This window comes from Azotosporobacter soli (assembly GCF_030542965.1).
Lineage (GTDB): Bacteria > Bacillota > Negativicutes > SG130 > SG130 > Azotosporobacter > Azotosporobacter soli.
This window is the reverse complement of the sequence record NZ_JAUAOA010000020.1, coordinates 37,829-55,382: the sequence shown is the minus strand read 5'-3', so window position 1 is coordinate 55,382 and position 17,554 is coordinate 37,829. Positions and strand designations below refer to the sequence as shown.

At 51.9% G+C, this 17,554-nt stretch carries 16 protein-coding genes; 3 read left to right on the top strand and 13 right to left on the bottom strand.

Annotated features, from left to right (window positions below):
* Positions 1-169: 169 nt before the first annotated feature.
* From QTL79_RS14535 to QTL79_RS14520, 4 genes are all read right to left on the bottom strand, one after another.
* On the bottom strand, positions 170-1,303 hold the full coding sequence (locus QTL79_RS14535) for a S1C family serine protease (RefSeq protein WP_346355694.1): 1,134 nt from the start codon (positions 1,301-1,303) through the stop codon (positions 170-172).
* A gap of 208 nt (positions 1,304-1,511) precedes the next feature.
* On the bottom strand, positions 1,512-2,777 hold the full coding sequence (locus QTL79_RS14530) for an NAD(P)/FAD-dependent oxidoreductase (RefSeq protein WP_346355693.1): 1,266 nt from the start codon (positions 2,775-2,777) through the stop codon (positions 1,512-1,514).
* A gap of 285 nt (positions 2,778-3,062) precedes the next feature.
* Complete coding sequence (locus QTL79_RS14525) at positions 3,063-3,551, bottom strand: hypothetical protein (protein WP_346355692.1); 489 nt, start codon at positions 3,549-3,551, stop codon at positions 3,063-3,065.
* Between the two features lie 355 nt (positions 3,552-3,906).
* Positions 3,907-5,292: an NAD(P)/FAD-dependent oxidoreductase gene (locus tag QTL79_RS14520; protein ID WP_346355691.1), complete on the bottom strand. Its 1,386-nt coding sequence runs from the start codon at positions 5,290-5,292 to the stop codon at positions 3,907-3,909.
* A gap of 393 nt (positions 5,293-5,685) precedes the next feature.
* Between QTL79_RS14520 and QTL79_RS14515 the strand changes: the two genes are divergently transcribed.
* Positions 5,686-7,128: an ammonium transporter gene (locus QTL79_RS14515; RefSeq protein ID WP_346355690.1), complete on the top strand. Its 1,443-nt coding sequence runs from the start codon at positions 5,686-5,688 to the stop codon at positions 7,126-7,128.
* Between the two features lie 15 nt (positions 7,129-7,143).
* Positions 7,144-7,515, top strand: coding sequence for a P-II family nitrogen regulator (locus QTL79_RS14510; RefSeq protein ID WP_346355689.1), 372 nt, complete (start codon positions 7,144-7,146; stop codon positions 7,513-7,515).
* Positions 7,516-7,589: 74 nt separating this feature from the next.
* Here the strand turns inward: QTL79_RS14510 and QTL79_RS14505 are convergent, their stop codons facing one another.
* Positions 7,590-8,000 (bottom strand): bacteriohemerythrin, encoded by a 411-nt coding sequence (locus tag QTL79_RS14505; RefSeq protein ID WP_346355688.1) that lies wholly within the window; start codon positions 7,998-8,000, stop codon positions 7,590-7,592.
* Between the two features lie 253 nt (positions 8,001-8,253).
* On the opposite strand from QTL79_RS14505, the gene QTL79_RS14500 reads away from it, so the two are divergent.
* Entirely contained in the window at positions 8,254-8,508 is a 255-nt protein-coding gene (locus QTL79_RS14500; protein ID WP_346355687.1) for a hypothetical protein, read from the top strand.
* Between the two features lie 205 nt (positions 8,509-8,713).
* Here QTL79_RS14500 and QTL79_RS14495 read toward each other — a convergent pair whose 3' ends face one another.
* The 8 genes from QTL79_RS14495 to QTL79_RS14460 all read right to left on the bottom strand — a co-directional run bounded on the left by QTL79_RS14495 (position 8,714) and on the right by QTL79_RS14460 (position 17,496).
* A complete protein-coding gene (locus tag QTL79_RS14495) occupies positions 8,714-9,076 on the bottom strand; it encodes a response regulator (protein ID WP_346355686.1) in 363 nt (120 codons plus the stop codon).
* Positions 9,077-9,103: 27 nt separating this feature from the next.
* Complete coding sequence (locus QTL79_RS14490; protein ID WP_346355685.1) at positions 9,104-12,100, bottom strand: CHASE4 domain-containing protein; 2,997 nt, start codon at positions 12,098-12,100, stop codon at positions 9,104-9,106.
* A gap of 102 nt (positions 12,101-12,202) precedes the next feature.
* Entirely contained in the window at positions 12,203-12,409 is a 207-nt protein-coding gene (locus QTL79_RS14485) for a DUF1653 domain-containing protein (RefSeq protein ID WP_346355684.1), read from the bottom strand.
* Positions 12,410-12,603: 194 nt separating this feature from the next.
* Positions 12,604-12,738: a hypothetical protein gene (locus QTL79_RS14480; protein ID WP_346355683.1), complete on the bottom strand. Its 135-nt coding sequence runs from the start codon at positions 12,736-12,738 to the stop codon at positions 12,604-12,606.
* 30 nt (positions 12,739-12,768) lie between these two features.
* Positions 12,769-13,209 (bottom strand): hypothetical protein, encoded by a 441-nt coding sequence (locus tag QTL79_RS14475; RefSeq protein WP_346355682.1) that lies wholly within the window; start codon positions 13,207-13,209, stop codon positions 12,769-12,771.
* Between the two features lie 344 nt (positions 13,210-13,553).
* Positions 13,554-14,708: an acyltransferase family protein gene (locus tag QTL79_RS14470; protein ID WP_346355681.1), complete on the bottom strand. Its 1,155-nt coding sequence runs from the start codon at positions 14,706-14,708 to the stop codon at positions 13,554-13,556.
* A 149-nt stretch (positions 14,709-14,857) separates the two neighbouring features.
* Entirely contained in the window at positions 14,858-15,448 is a 591-nt protein-coding gene (locus tag QTL79_RS14465) for a helix-turn-helix domain-containing protein (protein WP_346355680.1), read from the bottom strand.
* A 2-nt stretch (positions 15,449-15,450) separates the two neighbouring features.
* Positions 15,451-17,496: an FIST N-terminal domain-containing protein gene (locus tag QTL79_RS14460; protein WP_346355679.1), complete on the bottom strand. Its 2,046-nt coding sequence runs from the start codon at positions 17,494-17,496 to the stop codon at positions 15,451-15,453.
* Positions 17,497-17,554 lie beyond the last annotated feature (58 nt).

Sequence of the window (17,554 nt, the reverse complement as noted above, 5' to 3'; positions counted from 1 at the left end):
CTTTTTCAATCTGTTATTGATGCGTAATGCTGCGGTATGTTCAGTCTTGATATTTCCAATAATTCAAGAGTTCGAGAGTTCTAGTGGCTTGAAACAAATCAGAAACACACATCTACTGGGTGTTTCTGATTATTGGTTACTGTTAAAGTTAAAGCAGAGATCATCGCCCTTATTCTCTATAGGCTTTAACATATACAACGGCTAATTTAGCACTATCCATAATTGCTACTGCGTTTAATTCTTTTTCTTCAATATTAGAAGTCGGCAAATTTACACCTGCAACATTTAATACCGGCAAAATGTAATCGGCTTTTACGGCAAAATTTACATTTTGCGGCACAGTCCCCATTTTCCTTAAATAATAAACACTATTTAATCCTGCACTTGTAATTCCTATGACCCTCCCATCAGATAAGAGTAATGGGCCGCCACTGTTTCCTGGCTGAATTGGAATACTGATCTGAAACACTGTGGGATCATCTTTTAAGCCAGTCAAACAACTTACTAGTCCATCCGTAATTTTATGCCTGGTTCCTAAATCATTTGATAATGGAAATCCAATGGTATAAACCTTTTCGCCTTCTTTAATTTTATTGGTATATCCTAACGCCAAGGGTACGACTTTGCTTTCAAGACCTTCTACCGATAAAACGGCAACATCATTTGCCGCATCTTTTCCCACTACTTTTGCCGTCAATGTATACTCATTCTGAAAGGTAATCTCGATTTTTTTCGCATCAGCTATTACATGATAATTCGTCACTATCGTAGTTGGCGTAACAAAAAATCCGGTTCCCGTTGAGTTTCCGCCAATACTTCCGCCTCCTGTTGTGTTAAAGTTATCAATTCGGATAAAGTGAACCGTTCCAAGATATGGCACATTGGCTTGCATTATGTTTGCCTGACTTGTCACAAAATTAACTGCTTCGAGGTTCTGACTTCCCCACCCGACCATGGATTGAACTACATAGGCCCCCGTATATACTCCTGTAACTGCAGTCTTATTTATTACAATCTTCGCTTCACCATTTTTACCAAAACTATTTCCATTGACCAAAACTCCTGTATAATTCCAGTCTTTATAAAACTCTTTCGAAGGATTTTTAATAATTGCAACTTCGCCATAAAGTCCATTAACGGTAAAAGACCATATCCCTTCAACCGAATCCAGATTTTGATTCTTCAAATACTTAGTAACGATTTCATCTTTTGTCGTTTCTGGAACAACTCTCTTTAACGCAAAACAAGGTGTTGAACTTGCAATTAGAACAATCATCAAACACAGTATGATCCGCTTAAGCATTCAATATCCCCCTCTACTAATTTGAACACAGCCATATTTTTCGCCTCTTTTGAAACCCATTCCCTAATTAGTCAAAAAAATCCTGCTTAAACTCTTTATAAGTTACATAATTATTAAATACATGTTTTTTAACTTCGCTGGCATTTTTTAAGCAATTGAAAAATGCAGGCGAGCCGTAAGGCTTACCTGCATTTTTTCAATTGCTCTGTTATTGACGCGTGATGATGCGCACGACGCGTTCGTATACGAAGTAATCCCACATCCATTTCATGAAGACAACCATTTTGTTTCTGAAGTCGATCAGACGCAGGATGTGAACCAGCGACCAAAAGGCCCAGGCCCAGAAGCCTTTGATTTTGATCGAACCGACGTGGACGACCGCGGCGTTGCGGCCGATCGTGGCCATGTTGCCGACGTCTTTGTATGCAAACGGTTTTTGTTCCGTGATCGCTTTGCCTTTTAACAGACCCTTGATCGATTTGGCGACATGCGCAGCCTGTTGGATCGCGACCGGCGCAATCATCGGCAGCGGACGGCCGTCCTGGACGAAATGCGCGGCATCGCCGATGACGAAGACTTCCGGCTTGCCGGTCGCCTGTAAAAATTCGTTGACCACGGCGCGACGCATGCTGGCCTGTTCGAGGCCGAGCTTGTCCAAGAGCGGTACGGAACGCACACCGGCGGCCCAGATCAGCGTATGCGTCGGGATGACTTCGCCGCCTTTGAGCGTCATGCGCTGGCCATCGTAGTCGGTAACCTGGACGCAAAGACGGATCTCGACCCGTTTGCGAATCAGCGTTTCGAGCGTGGCTTCCTGCAGTTCCTGCGGCATCGACGCCAGCAGTTTATCGGATGCTTCCACAAGCGCGATACGCGCTTCTTTGAAGTTCAGGTTGTGGTATTCATGATCCAGCACGTGATAGATAAGTTCGGAGAGCGCACCGGCGGACTCGACGCCGGTCGGGCCGCCGCCGACCACGACGAAGGTCAGCATCGCGCGCCGCTTGTCGATATCCGGCTCGTGACTGGCCAATTCAAACATTTTCAGGACATGGTTGCGGATGCTGACCGCTTCATCAAGGTTTTTCATGCCGAAACCATAGGTCTCGACGCCTTCCATGCCGAAATAGTTGGTCGCGCCGCCTACCGCAACGACCAGATGGTCGTAACAGATGCGTCCGGTATTGGTCAGGACGCATTTGCTGTCATGGTCGAGCCCCGTTACTTCGGCCATGCGGAAGTTTACGTTCTTTTGCTCTTTGAAGATCGCGCGCACCGGATAGGCAATGTCGTCGACCGATAACCCCGCGGTCGCGACCTGGTACAGCAACGGCTGAAACAAATGGTAATTGTGCCTATCAATCAATGTAATGTCCACGTCGGCTTTGGCCAGGCCACGCGCAACGCGTACACCGCCAAATCCGGCCCCGACAATCACGACATGAGGCCTGTTTTTTTTCTCTTGTTCTCCCATAAAAAAACCCTCCACCCTTCTACTCAATAGCCTGACGAACGACTATGTTCTTTTTTTCACAGTAACCATCCAAAAAAAGATGGCGCCGCACTGCGGAACTGCCAGTCGTGCAAAGCAATACACTTCAACTCTTCCCTACACTTAAAGAGTTGAAAATAAATGATTCGCCACTTCTTTTATTTTTCCTGCTTACAAAAAACTTTTTTTGCGCCTGAAATAAAAAGAGCACATCGGCCCGGCGCTCGTTCGCCAGGAGATGTGCTCTTTTACGTGCTGCGCTCTTCTTCAAAAAGGCCAGCTTTTTTTCACCGTCAATTTTTCTTTCGCATATTGCAGCGCGGCATTATACGACTTTTCTTCCGCCGTTTCCGGAATCACGTCCTTAAAACCTTTGACTGCATACGAATTGCGTTCAGTCGCCAGGACATTTCCGTCCGCGTCAAAGTCCATCGACGTCATCAGTTGCGCCTGCCGTTCGCTCGTTCTGAAATAGTAGCGGCTCAAATTATAACCGCCGGTATCACGGTCCACTGTCTTGACCCACGCATCCACGAGTTTTTCCTCGCGGTAAGGATCTTGGACGTAGCGGATCGTCTGCGTATCGAGCGTCACATTAACCCGGTCTGTAGCAGCAATCACTTGAAAGCGTTCCGGCGCCGGTATCTGTCCGGCCGTGTTGGCTGTCTGGGCTCCGGCGGTCGCCTCCGCCGCCAGTGCCGTGCCCGTTACGGCGCATAAGACGAGCAGACATATCATCCACAGATATTTTTTCACAAAATTTTGCCCCCTTTGCTGCGTGTACCGTGAATTTAACGAATTACCCTACTATCTTTCTCCACCCGTCACTCAATTTCCTACTGCAAATAATTTATTAACTTTTTATTATCTCTTTTTGCCTCGATTGCAAAAAGCCCGGCCAGAAGGCCGGGCGAGACTGACGACAAAACGAAAGCAAGCGGGATGTTTTTTACACGAAGATGCGAAGAAAGGAATGCAGGAAGAGTTTTTAAATTTTTCTTCCTTTCTTCCCGACGGGCCGATACGATCGGCCCACTTCGCTTCTTCGTGTTAGCGCATTCTATTTTTTTCAATTGTCGAGAGTTTGAGTCCGGTTAGTAGGCCGAAAGCATTACAATTTCCCCATCCGTCCGAGGATCACGCGCGCGACGTGGACGCCGCTCGCGCTGGCCTGCGACAAGCCGCGCGTCACGCCCGCACCGTCGCCGATGCCGTACATATCGGGGATTTCAGTTTCCAGTTCACGCGTCAGTTTTAGACGCGAGCTGTAGAATTTCACTTCGACGCCGTACAACAAGGTGTCGTCATTGGCCATCCCCGGCGCAACCTTGTTCAGCGCATAAATCATTTCGATCAAGTTGTCCAAATGACGTTTCGGCAGTACCAGGCTGAGATCGCCCGGCGTCGCCGCGAGCGTCGGACGGGTGAAGCTTTGCGAGAGGCGGTGTTCGTTCGTGCGTCGTCCTTTAATCAGGTCGCCAAAACGCTGCACCAGCACGCCGCCGCCCAGCATGTTGGAAAACGAAGCGATTCGCTTGCCGTATTGATGCGGTTCGTTGAACGGTTCGGTGAAGCGGTTGCTGACCAACAGCGCAAAGTTGGTGTTTTTGCTGTGCAGCGCTTCGTCACGGTAGCTATGCCCGTTTACGGTGATGATGCCGTCGGTATTTTCTGCGACGACGTAGCCTTTCGGATTCATGCAGAACGTGCGCACGAGATCGCCGTACTGCTTCGTGCGGTAGACCAGTTTCGCCTCATATACCTCATCGGTGATATGCTCGAATACTTCCGCCGGGATCTCGACCCGGACGCCGACGTCAACCTGGTTGTTGAATACCGACAGCCCGTGCTTGCGGCACTCGGCGGAAAACCACTCCGCACCCGCCCGACCCGGTGCGGCGATCAAATGGCGGCAATCGACGCTGCTGCCGTCTTTCAGCTGCAGTTGAAAACCGTCTTCCACGCGCGAAAACGTATCCACGGCCACATCGAAGAGCATCGTCATGCGGACTTTCAGGAATTCGAAGAGGCATTTTAAAATGTGCAGATTGTTTTCCGTGCCCAGATGGCGTACCTTGGCCTGCAAGAGGTGCAGGTCGTAGTTGAGCGCCTTGTTGCGCAGCGTGCTGTTTTTCGTGGTGAAGAATTCTTTTGGTGCGCCGTATTCCAGGTTGATGGAATCGACATAGTCAATCAGTTCTTCCACTTCTTTATTAGAAATGAATTCGTTCAGCCAGCCGCCGAATTCAGTCGTGAAGTTGTATTTTCCGTCGGAGAAAGCGCCGGCGCCGCCAAAGCCGCGCATGATATCACAGGGAACACATTTGATGCAATGCGTTACTTTTTTTTCGCCGATCGGACAGCTGCGGCGATAAATGTCATGCCCGGACTCGACCATGATCACTTTTAAATCCGGCGCCTTGACCAGCAGTTCGTACGCGGCGAATACCGCGGCCGGGCCCGCTCCGATAATGGCAACATCATAGCTTTTTTTCATGCGTCACACCTCTTTATTTTTTCAGCCTCATTCGTCCGCCGCCTGCGCGGCAGTAAATTGGCAGGCTAAAAGACTGTCCCTCACTTCGTGCGACAGTCTCTAGGCCAAATGATATTATATAGCAATGACAAAATTTTGCAACATTTTTTTACATATTTTATTTTTCAAAAACAAGGTTGACAACGTTACACCATTATTGGTATAATCCATCCATAACTTCATTAATTGAAGGCAATGACGCCTCCGCACTTTGCGGAGGCGCTGTCTGTTTATTTAGGACAATGACGTCCTTTCACTGCTTAGCGTGAAAGGATTTTTTTCTTTTTCAGCCGCGGGAAAAAGAATTAGATGGCAGACCGTACATATTCCACTATGAAAGGATGGTTTTATCTTATGAAGAAACTTACCGTTTTAACGCTCCTCTTCCTGGTTCTTTTCTCTTTCGCCTCCGTCGCAGGCGCCGAAGAAGTCGTATCCGACGCGGCCGATGCCGCTGCACCGGTTGTCGCAGCCAAAATTGACAGCGGCGACACCGCTTTCGTTTTATTCAGCGCTGCACTAGTCATGCTGATGACGCCCGCTTTGGCTCTCTTTTATGGCGGCATGGTCCGCACCAAAAACGTTCTCAGCACTCTGATGCAAAGTTTTTTTAGCCTGGGTCTTATTTCCGTACAATGGGTATTAATCGGCTACAGTCTTTCCTTCGGGCCTGACGTCAATCACTTAATCGGCAACCTCAGCTGGTTCGGTCTGGCCGGCGTCGGACAGGACGCCAATCCTGATTACGCGGCCACGATCCCGCATCTGGCCTTTATGATTTTCCAAGCGATGTTTGCCGTAATCACACCCGCATTGATCAGCGGTTCTTTGGCCGAACGGATGCGCTTTCCGGCCTTTGCGGTTTTCGTCCTGCTTTGGTCAACCTTGGTTTACGACCCTGTAGCACATTGGGTCTGGGGTACCGGCGGCTGGCTGCGCGACATGGGCATCCTTGATTTTGCCGGCGGCACCGTTGTCCACATTTTATCCGGCGTTTCCGGTTTAGTGGTCGCACTCTATCTCGGCAAACGCAAAGGCTACGGCAGCGAAGTCATGTTGCCGCATCACTTGCCGATGACGGTTCTCGGCGCATCGCTGCTCTGGTTCGGCTGGTTCGGCTTTAACGCCGGCAGCGCGCTCGGCGCTAACGGTCTGGCTGCCAACGCCTTCATCGTCACGCACATTGCAGCCGCAGCCGCTACCGTTTCCTGGGTCGTCAGCGAATGGCTGCAACATGGCAAACCGACTATCCTCGGCGCAGCCAGCGGCTGTGTGGCCGGTCTTGTCGCGATCACTCCGGCAGCCGGTTATGTGAGTCCTTTATCCGCAATTGCTCTGGGCGCATTGGGCGGCATCATCTGCTACGCATTCGTCAGCATCATCAAACAACGTTTCGGTTATGACGATTCCTTAGATGCATTCGGCGTTCACGGCATCGGCGGAACCTGGGGCGCTATCGCCACCGGCATCTTCGCCTCGAAGGACATCAACGCGGCCGGAGCAGACGGTCTGCTCTTCGGCAATCCCGATCAACTTCTTACGCAACTGATCGGCGTCGGCGTCAGCTGGGCTTTTGCCGCAGTTGCAACTTTGGTCATCTTAAAAGCAATCAGCCTGGTCATGCAATTGCGCGTCGATCCGTCTGACGAAGCCGAAGGTCTTGACATCGTCGAACACGGTGAACGCGGTTATGCCTATCAGGATCTCAGCATCGGTTCGCAAATCGCTTTGCCGTTTTCCTCGCTTGAATCTTCACCTGCCGTCGCCACCGCCGACTTAAAGCTCGGCTACAAATAGAGGAGGGACTTTGCCATGCAAAAAATGACCAAGATCGATATCATCACTCGTCCCGGTAAGCTTGAGGAATTGAAAGAAGAACTGAACACGATCGGCGTAACTGGCATGACGGTCAGCCAGATCTTCGGCTGCGGTTTGCAAAAAGGTCACACCGAAGTCTATCGCGGCAAGGAGTACAACATCAACCTCCTGCCCGGCGTCAAGATTGAAATCGTCGTCTGCGAGGTACCGGTGGAAAAAGTCGTAAGCACGGTAAAGCGCGTCTGCCGCACCGGCAAGGTCGGCGACGGCAAGATCTTCGTCTACCCGATTGAAAACGCGGTCCGCATCCGCACCGGCGAAGAAGGCGACATCGCCATCCTCGACCCGACCGATCTGAAAAAATAACCACAGACAAGATCAGAGGCTGTCTCCGCTGCGCTTCTTTCAAGCGATGGAGACAGCCTCTTTCCCGTTCTCTTTCATAAGACTCCCTTCTCAACAAGGCGTTTCGTGTAACTTTGGTCATGTTCGCGAACATGTTCGACCTGCTGTTGATTGAGCTGTTGTACCAGCGTCAATGCGCTCTTCACACTGCGCCTCTTCTTCAAGCGCTCTTCCAGTTCATTCAGCCTGTGTAAAAAAAACTGATGCTGTTCACAGTGATCGGAAAAATCCGCGTAATCGTTAGCCTTTAGATAGCCTTCCTCCGTTTGAAAATGTTCCTGCATATGCGTGCGCAGCTCCGTAAGGAGCAGCACGGTCTCTTCTTTGCCGCCGCCCAATTTCAGGCTGTCATGCAAGCGGTTGATGCCTTCGACGATTTTTCGGTGCTGCCGGTCCAATTCTTTTATCCGGACGCTGTACGATTCATCCCAGCACAATAAAGCCATGGCCGCCACTCCTCCATTCGCCTTCTCGCCTTTCATTTTACAAATATTGGTTATTCAAGTATAAGCGCCCTACCATAAACTGTCAATCGCTTCGGCGCAAATTATCGGCTCCGTCTTGTCCGCTTTTCCCTTTCCTTGCGCTTTAATACGCATTCCAATTCATAAAAATTCTTTTAATTTCCTGCCTTGACGCCTCTAGGGGAAATGGTTATAATAAGCAGGCAATAAACGAAAGGGGACAGGTGACAGACTCATGAGTAAGGACTTGTTAAGTAAAATACTGGCCAAGCTCGATGAAATGGAAGAGCGCATGGCTGAGCTGGAGGAAACCACCGCAGAGGAAATGCAACGGCTGCACACCACGATGGAAGTGTTGAGCATCGAACAGCGCCACGATACGGCCACTGCCTTGCACCGTTTAGATATTAAAATGACTGCTCTGCTGGAAACCCAGAAGCTTAACGTCGAAGTGTTAAAGGCGACCTCATCGAACAGTATTCATCATTAAATCTCGCATACTATGTAAATTGCATTGTTATGACAGGAACAAAAAAAGGGTTACCCCTTTTTTTCGCCGGCTAGGTTACACAAAAAGTTTCCCTCCTGGCCATGAGCGATATATATTCCTTATTATATAGAGATGATGACTTAAAACCACTTTGCATAACTTCAAGCATCCTCCGGATGCCTGAAGTTATGCCTTTTATTTTTTCTTAGCCTTTAACCACGCTTGCCATCACGGCCGACAATTTATCCATCGTGATCGGTTTGACCAGATAGTTTTTCGCGCCTTTTTCAATCGCGTTGAAGACCATGTGTTTTTGCCCCAGTGCGCTGATGACCAAGATACGCGCTTCCGGAAAGCGCTCCATGATCGTTTCGATCGCTTTGACGCCATCCATGCCGGGCATATTCAGATCCATCGTCACAACATCCGGCTTCAGCTTTTCATATTCCGCAACGGCCTGCGCACCGCTTGAGACCTCACTGATGACCGTATGCCCCATCTGCCCGAGTATGCTCGACAGCGTCTTGCGCATGACCAATGCGTCATCGACAATCATTACCTTAGCCATTATTCCCCCACGCTCCCTTTATTTTCTTCATGCCAAATCGATTGGATTGCTTTCCAGCGAGACGAAATGAATCGTCAGCAATTTTTCTTCGCTGGAGATCCGGTACGACCAGATTTCCCGGTGCGGATAATTCAGCCAGCCGCCTCTCAGCTGCGTGATCGTCACCGGCGTATCAATCAAGATGCTTTTCAGGTTAGCCGGAAAGAGCGCCAGCGAATTGCCCAGGATCACATTGGCGCTTTCCGCGACCAGGCCTTCCCACGTTTCGTTTTCCGCCAAGCCAGCCAACACCTCTGGTTGCAAGCCGCCGGACAACGATTGCAGGAACAAGCGGTTCGCGCTGAGAATGAACGTGCCCTGTAAAACCCCTTTTACCGCAATGAATGCCGACATTTCCTCCAGCTGCAGACCGCCTTGCGTCAGACTAAAGTTTTCCGCATAAACCTGTTCCAGGCAGACATGTCCGCGCCAAAAGTCACGCGCCGCTTCTGCCAGCGGCCGCATCACCGCATCCCAGGAGATCTGCGGCGGCGCATCTTGCCGATCCAACGGCAGGAAAAACTGAAAGGTCGTGCCGCTGCCCCATTTTGTCATAACCTCGATGCGGCCACCCAGCTTGTCAACTTCTTTCTTGACCGCCGCCAGACCGATGCCGCGCCCCGACAGACTCGTAACGACCTGGCGCGTGCTAAAATCGTCGCGAAAGATCAGCTGCGTCAAAGCCTGTTCGTCGAGCGACGCCAACGCTGTCGCATCGTACATTCCCGTCTGCAGCGCGCGCTCTTTGATTCGTTCCAGATCAAGACCCCGGCCGTCATCACTGACAGCTACGAGCAAGAAACCGTCTCTTACTTTGATCCGGCACTGAATCGCACCCGCTTCTCCTTTGCCGCTTTTCGCGCGTTCGAGCGGCTCTTCCAGGCCATGTTCCAGCGCATTTTTGATCACATGCACCAGGGTATTGCTAAAAGCACGGTAATACTGCGGATTAACCAGGTTATCGCCGCCTTCAATCAGCATCGGGGCAACCGGTCTGCCGAGACGCTCCGCCATCGTAGCCACATATTCCGGATAGGAGGCCAGCAAATCGCGAAACGGTTTGTAACGCAGTTTGCGGATGAGCGGCAACAGCCACTGGCAATCAAACTTGCTCATATTCTGCAGGATCCGTTTCTCGATCGCCAAGAGTTCCTGCTTCGACACGCTAAGCAGTTCCGCCGCGGCAAAAAAACGTTCGCCGAGAAATCTCTTCAAGACCCGGATGTCATCCTCAAGCCAGGTCAACATCGTCTCACCGGAGAGCAGCGCCTGGTATTCGCGGTCGCCGGCGCCTCGCTCACGCAGATCGGCAAGCCGCTGTTCCAAATGATGCAATTCTTCCACGATACGCAGCAGATGAAATTGCGCGAACTTGCCTTTAAACGTATGGATGTAGTGCAGCAGTTCGGCCAAGCGTTTTTCCGTTAACGCTCCCGGGCCAAAAACGCTTTTCAGTTCGCGCCGGCAAAACTGGCGATATTCCTGGACGCATTCCGACAGATCATTATAGTTAAGTTTGGAGGCAATCACCATCTTGAGCACGTTGTGTTCCAATTGAAACTGTTGCTCCAACTGCCGTTTTTCCGTGACATCGGTAAGGATCAGCATCATCACCATCACCGGAGAGCCGTTTTCCAGGCGCAGTATGACCTTATACTTCAGCTCGAGCGTCATATTGCGCAGGACGATTTCCTCCGGCAGCAACGACAGGAAGACATCGCGCCGTTCCATATCTTCTTCGCGAAAAATCTGCCGGATCGCGCGCGCCAAGAAAGCCCGCTCCTCCTGCTCATGAGCGCTTTGCCCCGGATAAAGCAGTTGGCAGACATCCTGCTGCGCAATCGCGCCGGGAAAGAAGCGCAAACATTCCACGCTGTAAGCCGGATGCACCCGCAAGCTTTCGCCAAACATCAAGATGCCCTGCCCAGCGTTGTTTAAAAGATTCCCCAGCGCATTATTGCTCGCCTGCACCCGCTGAAACGATTCTTCGAGCATCGTCAGCATGCCATTGACGGCAACGGCCAGACGGGTCAATTCATCCTTGCCCTCTTCCGGCAGGCGCTTCCAGCAATCTTCCTGCCGCTTGATTTCCTCAACCTGACGCGTCAGCGTCAGCAAACGGCGCAGCACGGTTTGCTCGAGCAGCCAAAGGATCAGGGCGATCGCAACAACGGAGACAAGGAACATCCCGCCCAGAAAATATTGAAACGCCTGCTCGCCCTGACGTGATATCTTGCGCGGCAGCTGCAGCTTGAGCAAAAGCTCGCCGCGCTGCGCCAACGCAGCGATGGCAATCTGCCCCTGCAGCCGCTCCGGCTCTTCGCGCAGTAAAAACCTTTCCTCGCTCTCTGACGCCAGCGTCGCCGTCTCGTTCATTTCCAAGGAAACCGGCACTTGCAGCTGGCGAGAAAAATCCTCCAGCAACGCACCCTGCAGATAACGGCCGACCACCAGCAGCCCTGCCGCCTGCCCCTGACCGTCAGAATGCGTAATCGGATGATAGCCGATCAAAAGAGGCCCCTTGGGTAGTAAGACCACGCCCGATCCTCCGCTCTGCGGCAACGGTCCTCCATCCGCCAGACGCATTTTGCCAAGCAGTTCGTCTGGCAACGCTATTTCGCGGCGTTCTGCGGCGGCAAACGCCTTGCCGTAAACGAAACGTCCTTCGTTATCGAGCATCAGCCAGACATCGAGCCGATACGCTGCCGAGGTATCGCCGACGACGTCATTGATGTATTTTTCATTCGGCTCCATGACAAACGAATAGCTCTCATCCCATTTTCCATTGTCAAGCGCAACGCCAGCCAGATCCTCGAGACGCGTCTCCAGTATCCGCAACGCCCGTTCCATATCGGCGTGAGCATTCTCCCTTTCGAGCGCCTTAAAGCGCCCCAGGATCAATTCATGGGACAGCCCCGCCAGCAGTAAAAACAACCCGAGCATGATGCCGCCAAGAATGATGACTGTCTTGCGTCGCACCTTCATCCGCTTCACCGCCATAGTAAAAGTATCTTACCCGTTCCACATCCGGCCGCCGATCCCCTGCTCAATTTGGTATTTTTTTACAACCTCATTGTTCTCAGCCGCCTACTCCGGCACTTTGGCAAAGCGCGGCACGCGCACGCCATCGAGCACGACCATTTCCAGGAACATCGCCTTCGGCCGAACCCACAAACCGCCTTCGCCGTATAGCGCCTGATACACGACCAATTCTTCCTGCGTTTCGCTGTGCCTAGCGACGCCGAGCACGCGGTAATCCTTTCCTTTATAATGCCGATACAATCCTGTCTGCATATTTCCGCCCCCTGTGCGCGCTACAAGCGCAAAGATTTCTCTTGCGTCATCCCGCAGCATCAACCGGTTTCTCTCCTAGACTCGATTCGACACGCACTCGGATAGTTCCTCCACAGCTCGCTCTGCCACGCTGTCTCCCGCCCACGCTGCCCGCGACAGAAAAGACGCCCCGGCAGTTCAGCCAGGGCGTCTTCTTATTCCTCTTTATCGCGCATGCAGAACACTTTATTGTTCTTGTCGCGGTGAAAATTGATGCAGGCGCAGCACTTGCCGTGGCGTTCACATTCCTTTTTCGGGCAAGTGCAGTTTTCTTCGTTGCAGCGTTCCATTGTCCGAATCCTCCTTTGACAAAACTCTTGTTATTTCAGCGTTTCCAAATCCGAAACCTTGATCTGAATCGGCGCGGGTTCCGGCGCCGTCAATCGAATGCTGACGCTGTGGTTCGATTCGCTAGCGCCCCAGTCGGTTAGATAGTTCATTTCCTTCAGCGTCGTCCCGCCGCTTTGGAAAGCAAGCGCCAGTTTCAGCTTATAGCCTTTCGGCACATCAAAGAGCAGCGTCTCCCCGGCTGACTGACTGGAAATATAAACGGTCTTACCCAGGCCATAGACGCGAATGCTATCCATTGGCCGTCCCCAAAACGGGTATTTCCAAAAATAATCCGGATTCTCAATCGTCAGATGCACGCCGACTTGAACCATATCCGCTTCCGCAGCCTGTACTGGCGTGCTCGGCAGACAGAATCCCGCTAAAACCAATAAAAACAGTCCTATGCTTGCAACTTTTTGCAACAGCTTCATGCTCAGACTTCCCCTCCTTTGCCAATATCCATACGCGTTCAACTGCTATATCATTCTCGTTTCGAGTGACAATTCCTGCTTTTTCAGTGCCAACGCGCCTTTCCCCCTAATCGCGGCAAGTCAATTAGCTTCTCACGACTATTAAAAGCGTCAGTTTCACTTTCTTTTTTCCCCGTGAGGATAATTGCAGCCACGCGCTTTTGCATGCTATACTGATGTCAGTGTAATCCCCATTTACTTGACCGCCTGTTCCCTCCCGAGCAGGCGGTCGCTCCCATTTTAACGCCAACCTTTCGCTGCCAGCGAAAGGTTTTTTTCTGCTCTGCGTCGCTCTTTTCTTCGCTTCAACTTTCGCGCGGCAAAAAGCGACGAATCAGTTCCGCGCAAAGCCAGCACGACAGCAGCGCAGTCAGCGATACGCCGCTATATTTCAACCAGACCGACACCGTCCATTTCTGCACGACATAAGTCAACGCCAGAACGAAAAACTGATGGATATAGTAGATGCCGTACGAATTCTTCGCCAGATTGCGCCAGACCGGACCCGCTCCGTTGCCGTAAGTTCGGAATGCGGCCAGTAACGCAAACGTCATCGCCAGGCAAAAGAACGCATGGACGATTCCATGTCCGACTTTAAATAAAAGCGGTACCGGCGTTTCTAAGGTGAAAGCCAGACGGTACGCGACAAAAACCATTAATGACAGACCTGTCAGCGGCAGCCAGTTTCGCAAGGCCGGCTGATAGCCTTTCGCCGTAAACCAGCGCTTTTTCCACGCATAGACGCCAAGGCAGAAATAGGCGAAGCACAAGAAAACGCGACTGGGCTGGAAGGAAAACACATACAGTTTGTGAAACCAGGCATCGGCCGGCATAAAGAGATTGCCGACCAGAAAACCGCCTGCGGTCACGAAACCGAACAGGATAAAGGCGCGAGTCGTCGGATGCTGCGGCGACTTGCTGGGATAAAAACGTTTTGGCTTCAGATAAAAAGCGGCGGTCAGTGCCGCGTAGAACCAGGCCAGCGCGCCTAAAAACCAATAATGTGCCTGGTTATAATCCTGCGAAAGAAAAAACTTTTCGCTCCAGTAAGGAATATAAGGCGGCGGCGTCGGGGTACGGCTGAAATAGATCATATAAGTGATCAACGGCGCAAACAGCATCACGCCGCAAAGCCAGGGCAGTACGATGCGCAGCCCCTTGCTCCGCCAAAAAGCGCTGCCGCCTTTGCGCAGCAGCGCGGGCAACGCGAAATAGCCGGCGGTAAGGAAGAGGACCGGCATGATGAAGACGTCGGCAAGCATGACGAACAGATCGAAGAGCTTGCTGTTTTGCGTGTCAATGACATACCACCACTGCGGCGGTTTATGCATGAAACTGATCGCGACATGAAAGACGATGACCAGCAGGATGATCGCCGTACGTAAATTATCAAAAAAATATAAGCGTTCCCGCACCCGTTTCTTCGTTTCCCCTTTTGCTTCGCTAAGCGCTTGCTGCATCGAAACTCCTCCTTGCTGCTTTATTTGCTCAGACTAAAGAGCGGAATTATCTGCTAATTATAAATGATTCCTCTTTCGCGCCTTCAATCCCTGCCCCGAAGGCAAAAAAACGCAAACGCCGCAGCCGAAGCTGCAGCGCTTGCGTTTTTTTAAAAAATATTGCCGATCATGTAGTCCATGCTGACGCGATAAATCGCGCACAAACGTTTCAGATTTTCCAGCGTGACTTCACCGCCCTGTTCCCAGTTCGCGACCGCGCTGCGCTTGACGCCGACCATCTGCGCCAGCTGTTCCTGGCTATGGCCATGCCGTGCGCGCATTTCCTTCAGCCGATCGGCAAACGAGACCCGTTTGCCGCGCAGAAAGACGATGCTCTTGATCGCGCTTTCGATGATCAACATCGTCCGCTCGATGTCCGCGCTTTTCTCGCAGTAAAATTGAATGTCCCATTCCTTTAATGCTTCCATCGGCTCCAGCGTATTCGGCCCGCAGCCGGTCAAAAGCAAAATATACAGATTCTGATTGAATTCGCGAATCTTTTTGACGACCACTTCGCCGTTGCTGTCCGTCAGCAGATAATCGAGAATCAAGAGGTCGAACTCCTCCGTGCGCAAACGCTCGAGCGCCTCGCTCTCATCAGTAAGTCCCACAGTTTCATAATCCGCCAGATGCGCTGCCAAAACACGAACCAGCGCCTTGTCATCATCCAAAATCATGATCTTAAATTTTTTCTTCGCCATTTTCATCCTCGCTCCTCTGCCAGCGGCAATTCTAAGGTAAACTGCGTCCCGTTCTTCGAAGTGGCAAATGAAATGCTGCCATGAAAACGGCCGCGGATGATCGAATAGGTCGTATAAAGTCCAAGCCCGGTGCCGTGTTTCCCTTTGGTCGTAATCATCTCGCGAAACAGCTTGGCCGCGACTTCCGGACTGATGCCGCAGCCCTCGTCCTCGACCCGGATCACCAGCCGGCTCCATTTGATCGCCATCAGCACCTTGACGGCGCCGCCTTTTCCTTTATACGCATCACCGGCATTGTTGACCAGCACCGTCAATACCTGGATCAGGTCATTTTCATGGCTGCGCAGGCGCACCCGGTTCACTTCGGAATCCATCACTAAATCCAGACGGCATTTTTTTTGCTTCAGTTCATGCTGCAGCAAGATGCCGACCCGTCTGGCCACGTCCGGCAAATCGATCTCGTAGTCGTACTGCGCTTTGGAAGGATTGACCACATAACCGTTGACCGTGTTAATCACGTCGGAAATGTAGCGCAGGCTTTCGTAAATTTCGCCGATCCAGCTCTCGATTTCCTTGACCAGTCCCAGATTTCCGGGGAAGCAGGCCAGCTGGCCGACGAGCTTTCGGATCAGTGAGAGACCGCCGGAACTGCTCATCAGCGGCGTCTTCAGATTATGCGCGATCCCGGCCATCAGATGCCCCAGGCTGACCGCTTTTTCACGCTGGATCATCGCTTCCTGCGACTCTCTGAGCTTTTCAGCCTGCGCTTCGAGCCGCTGGTTCTTTTCCGCCAGTCTGGCGTTCGACTCTTCGAGATCTTTCACGACCGCGGTAAGCAGATTGTTGAGCATCGTCACGACCATATTCTTCTTGCCGTCCACGAAGTTATCGGCCGAAAAACCGCTGACGTATTCGGGCGGCGCCTCGCGCGGTCGGGTGCAGATCCCATGTTCCGACAGGCCCAGAATCGTCGTCGTGATATTCAAGAGGACGTTCTTCTTGCGCGGCGTCTGAAAATATTCGCCATAGGTGAAAAAACCCGCCATCGCGATGCCGCGAAACGCCTGCCACTCCTCGGCTACCCGCTGCTGCATGAACATATAGCGCGCGGTGCAGGAATAGATGAAGATCGCCTCCAGTCTTTTGTCGGCCCAATCGTCAAACATTTCATTCGAGCGGCGGATGATCTGCTCGGCGTTGCCGCAGGAAAAAGCCACTCTCGCCCCTTCCGGCACATTGCCGATGAAATACAGCGAGCCGTCGCGCTCTTCCGGCATGGCCAGCGGGCAACGCGCCACCATGTCATCAAGCAGCAAGAGCGGAAACTCGGTCGCGCTGCCCGGCAGGTAGCGCGCCACTTCCTGACCGAGATATTTTTCATAAACGGCCTGCGTCGGCTGGCCATCGAGCGTATAGACGCGATTTTTCTTCGCCTTGGTGACCGTCATCGTCTTGCCGATCGGCTGCCAGCCGAAATTCCGTTCCGTGATGACCTCAAGCGCCGCACCGCTCAGAGAGACGCCCGCCAGGCCGGTGTAGCTGAGCTGTTCATTGCAGCAGACAAAGGTATTGGTATAGAAGCCGTTGTTGCCGGCAAAACCGCCGGCCACGACGAAATGCACGCCGGCTTCTGCCACGCCTTCCAGCATCTCGCTGCCGTTGATCGTCAGCGAATTGCCAAAGAGCAGCAACACCTTGCTGTCATCGCTCACCAATTGCTCCGCCAGTGCTTTGCCCAGCGCGAACGAGTCGTCGCCTTCCATTAGCGCCGAGCGAAGCACCGTCTTTTCAAAGAGACTGAAAGAAAGGACGATGGAAGAGGACTCCGTGCGGCAGTCGATGATTTCCCCGGCCGTCGTCGCTGCAAGGATATGCGCGTTCGGCAGCAAGCCTCTCAGCTCTTTGATCAGCGACGCGATCAGCACGGCGTCATTGATGCCGCTGAAAATCTGCACCAGGCACTGTTCCCCGTTTTCCGCCATCTTGTTTTCCAGTACATACTCGCGCAGCGCATCCGTCGTTTGATAGAGCAAGTTCAAAGTTCTCATCGTTCCGTTCTCCTATTGTCAGCAGCACGGCTGCAATATCTCGGCACATTATATAGCT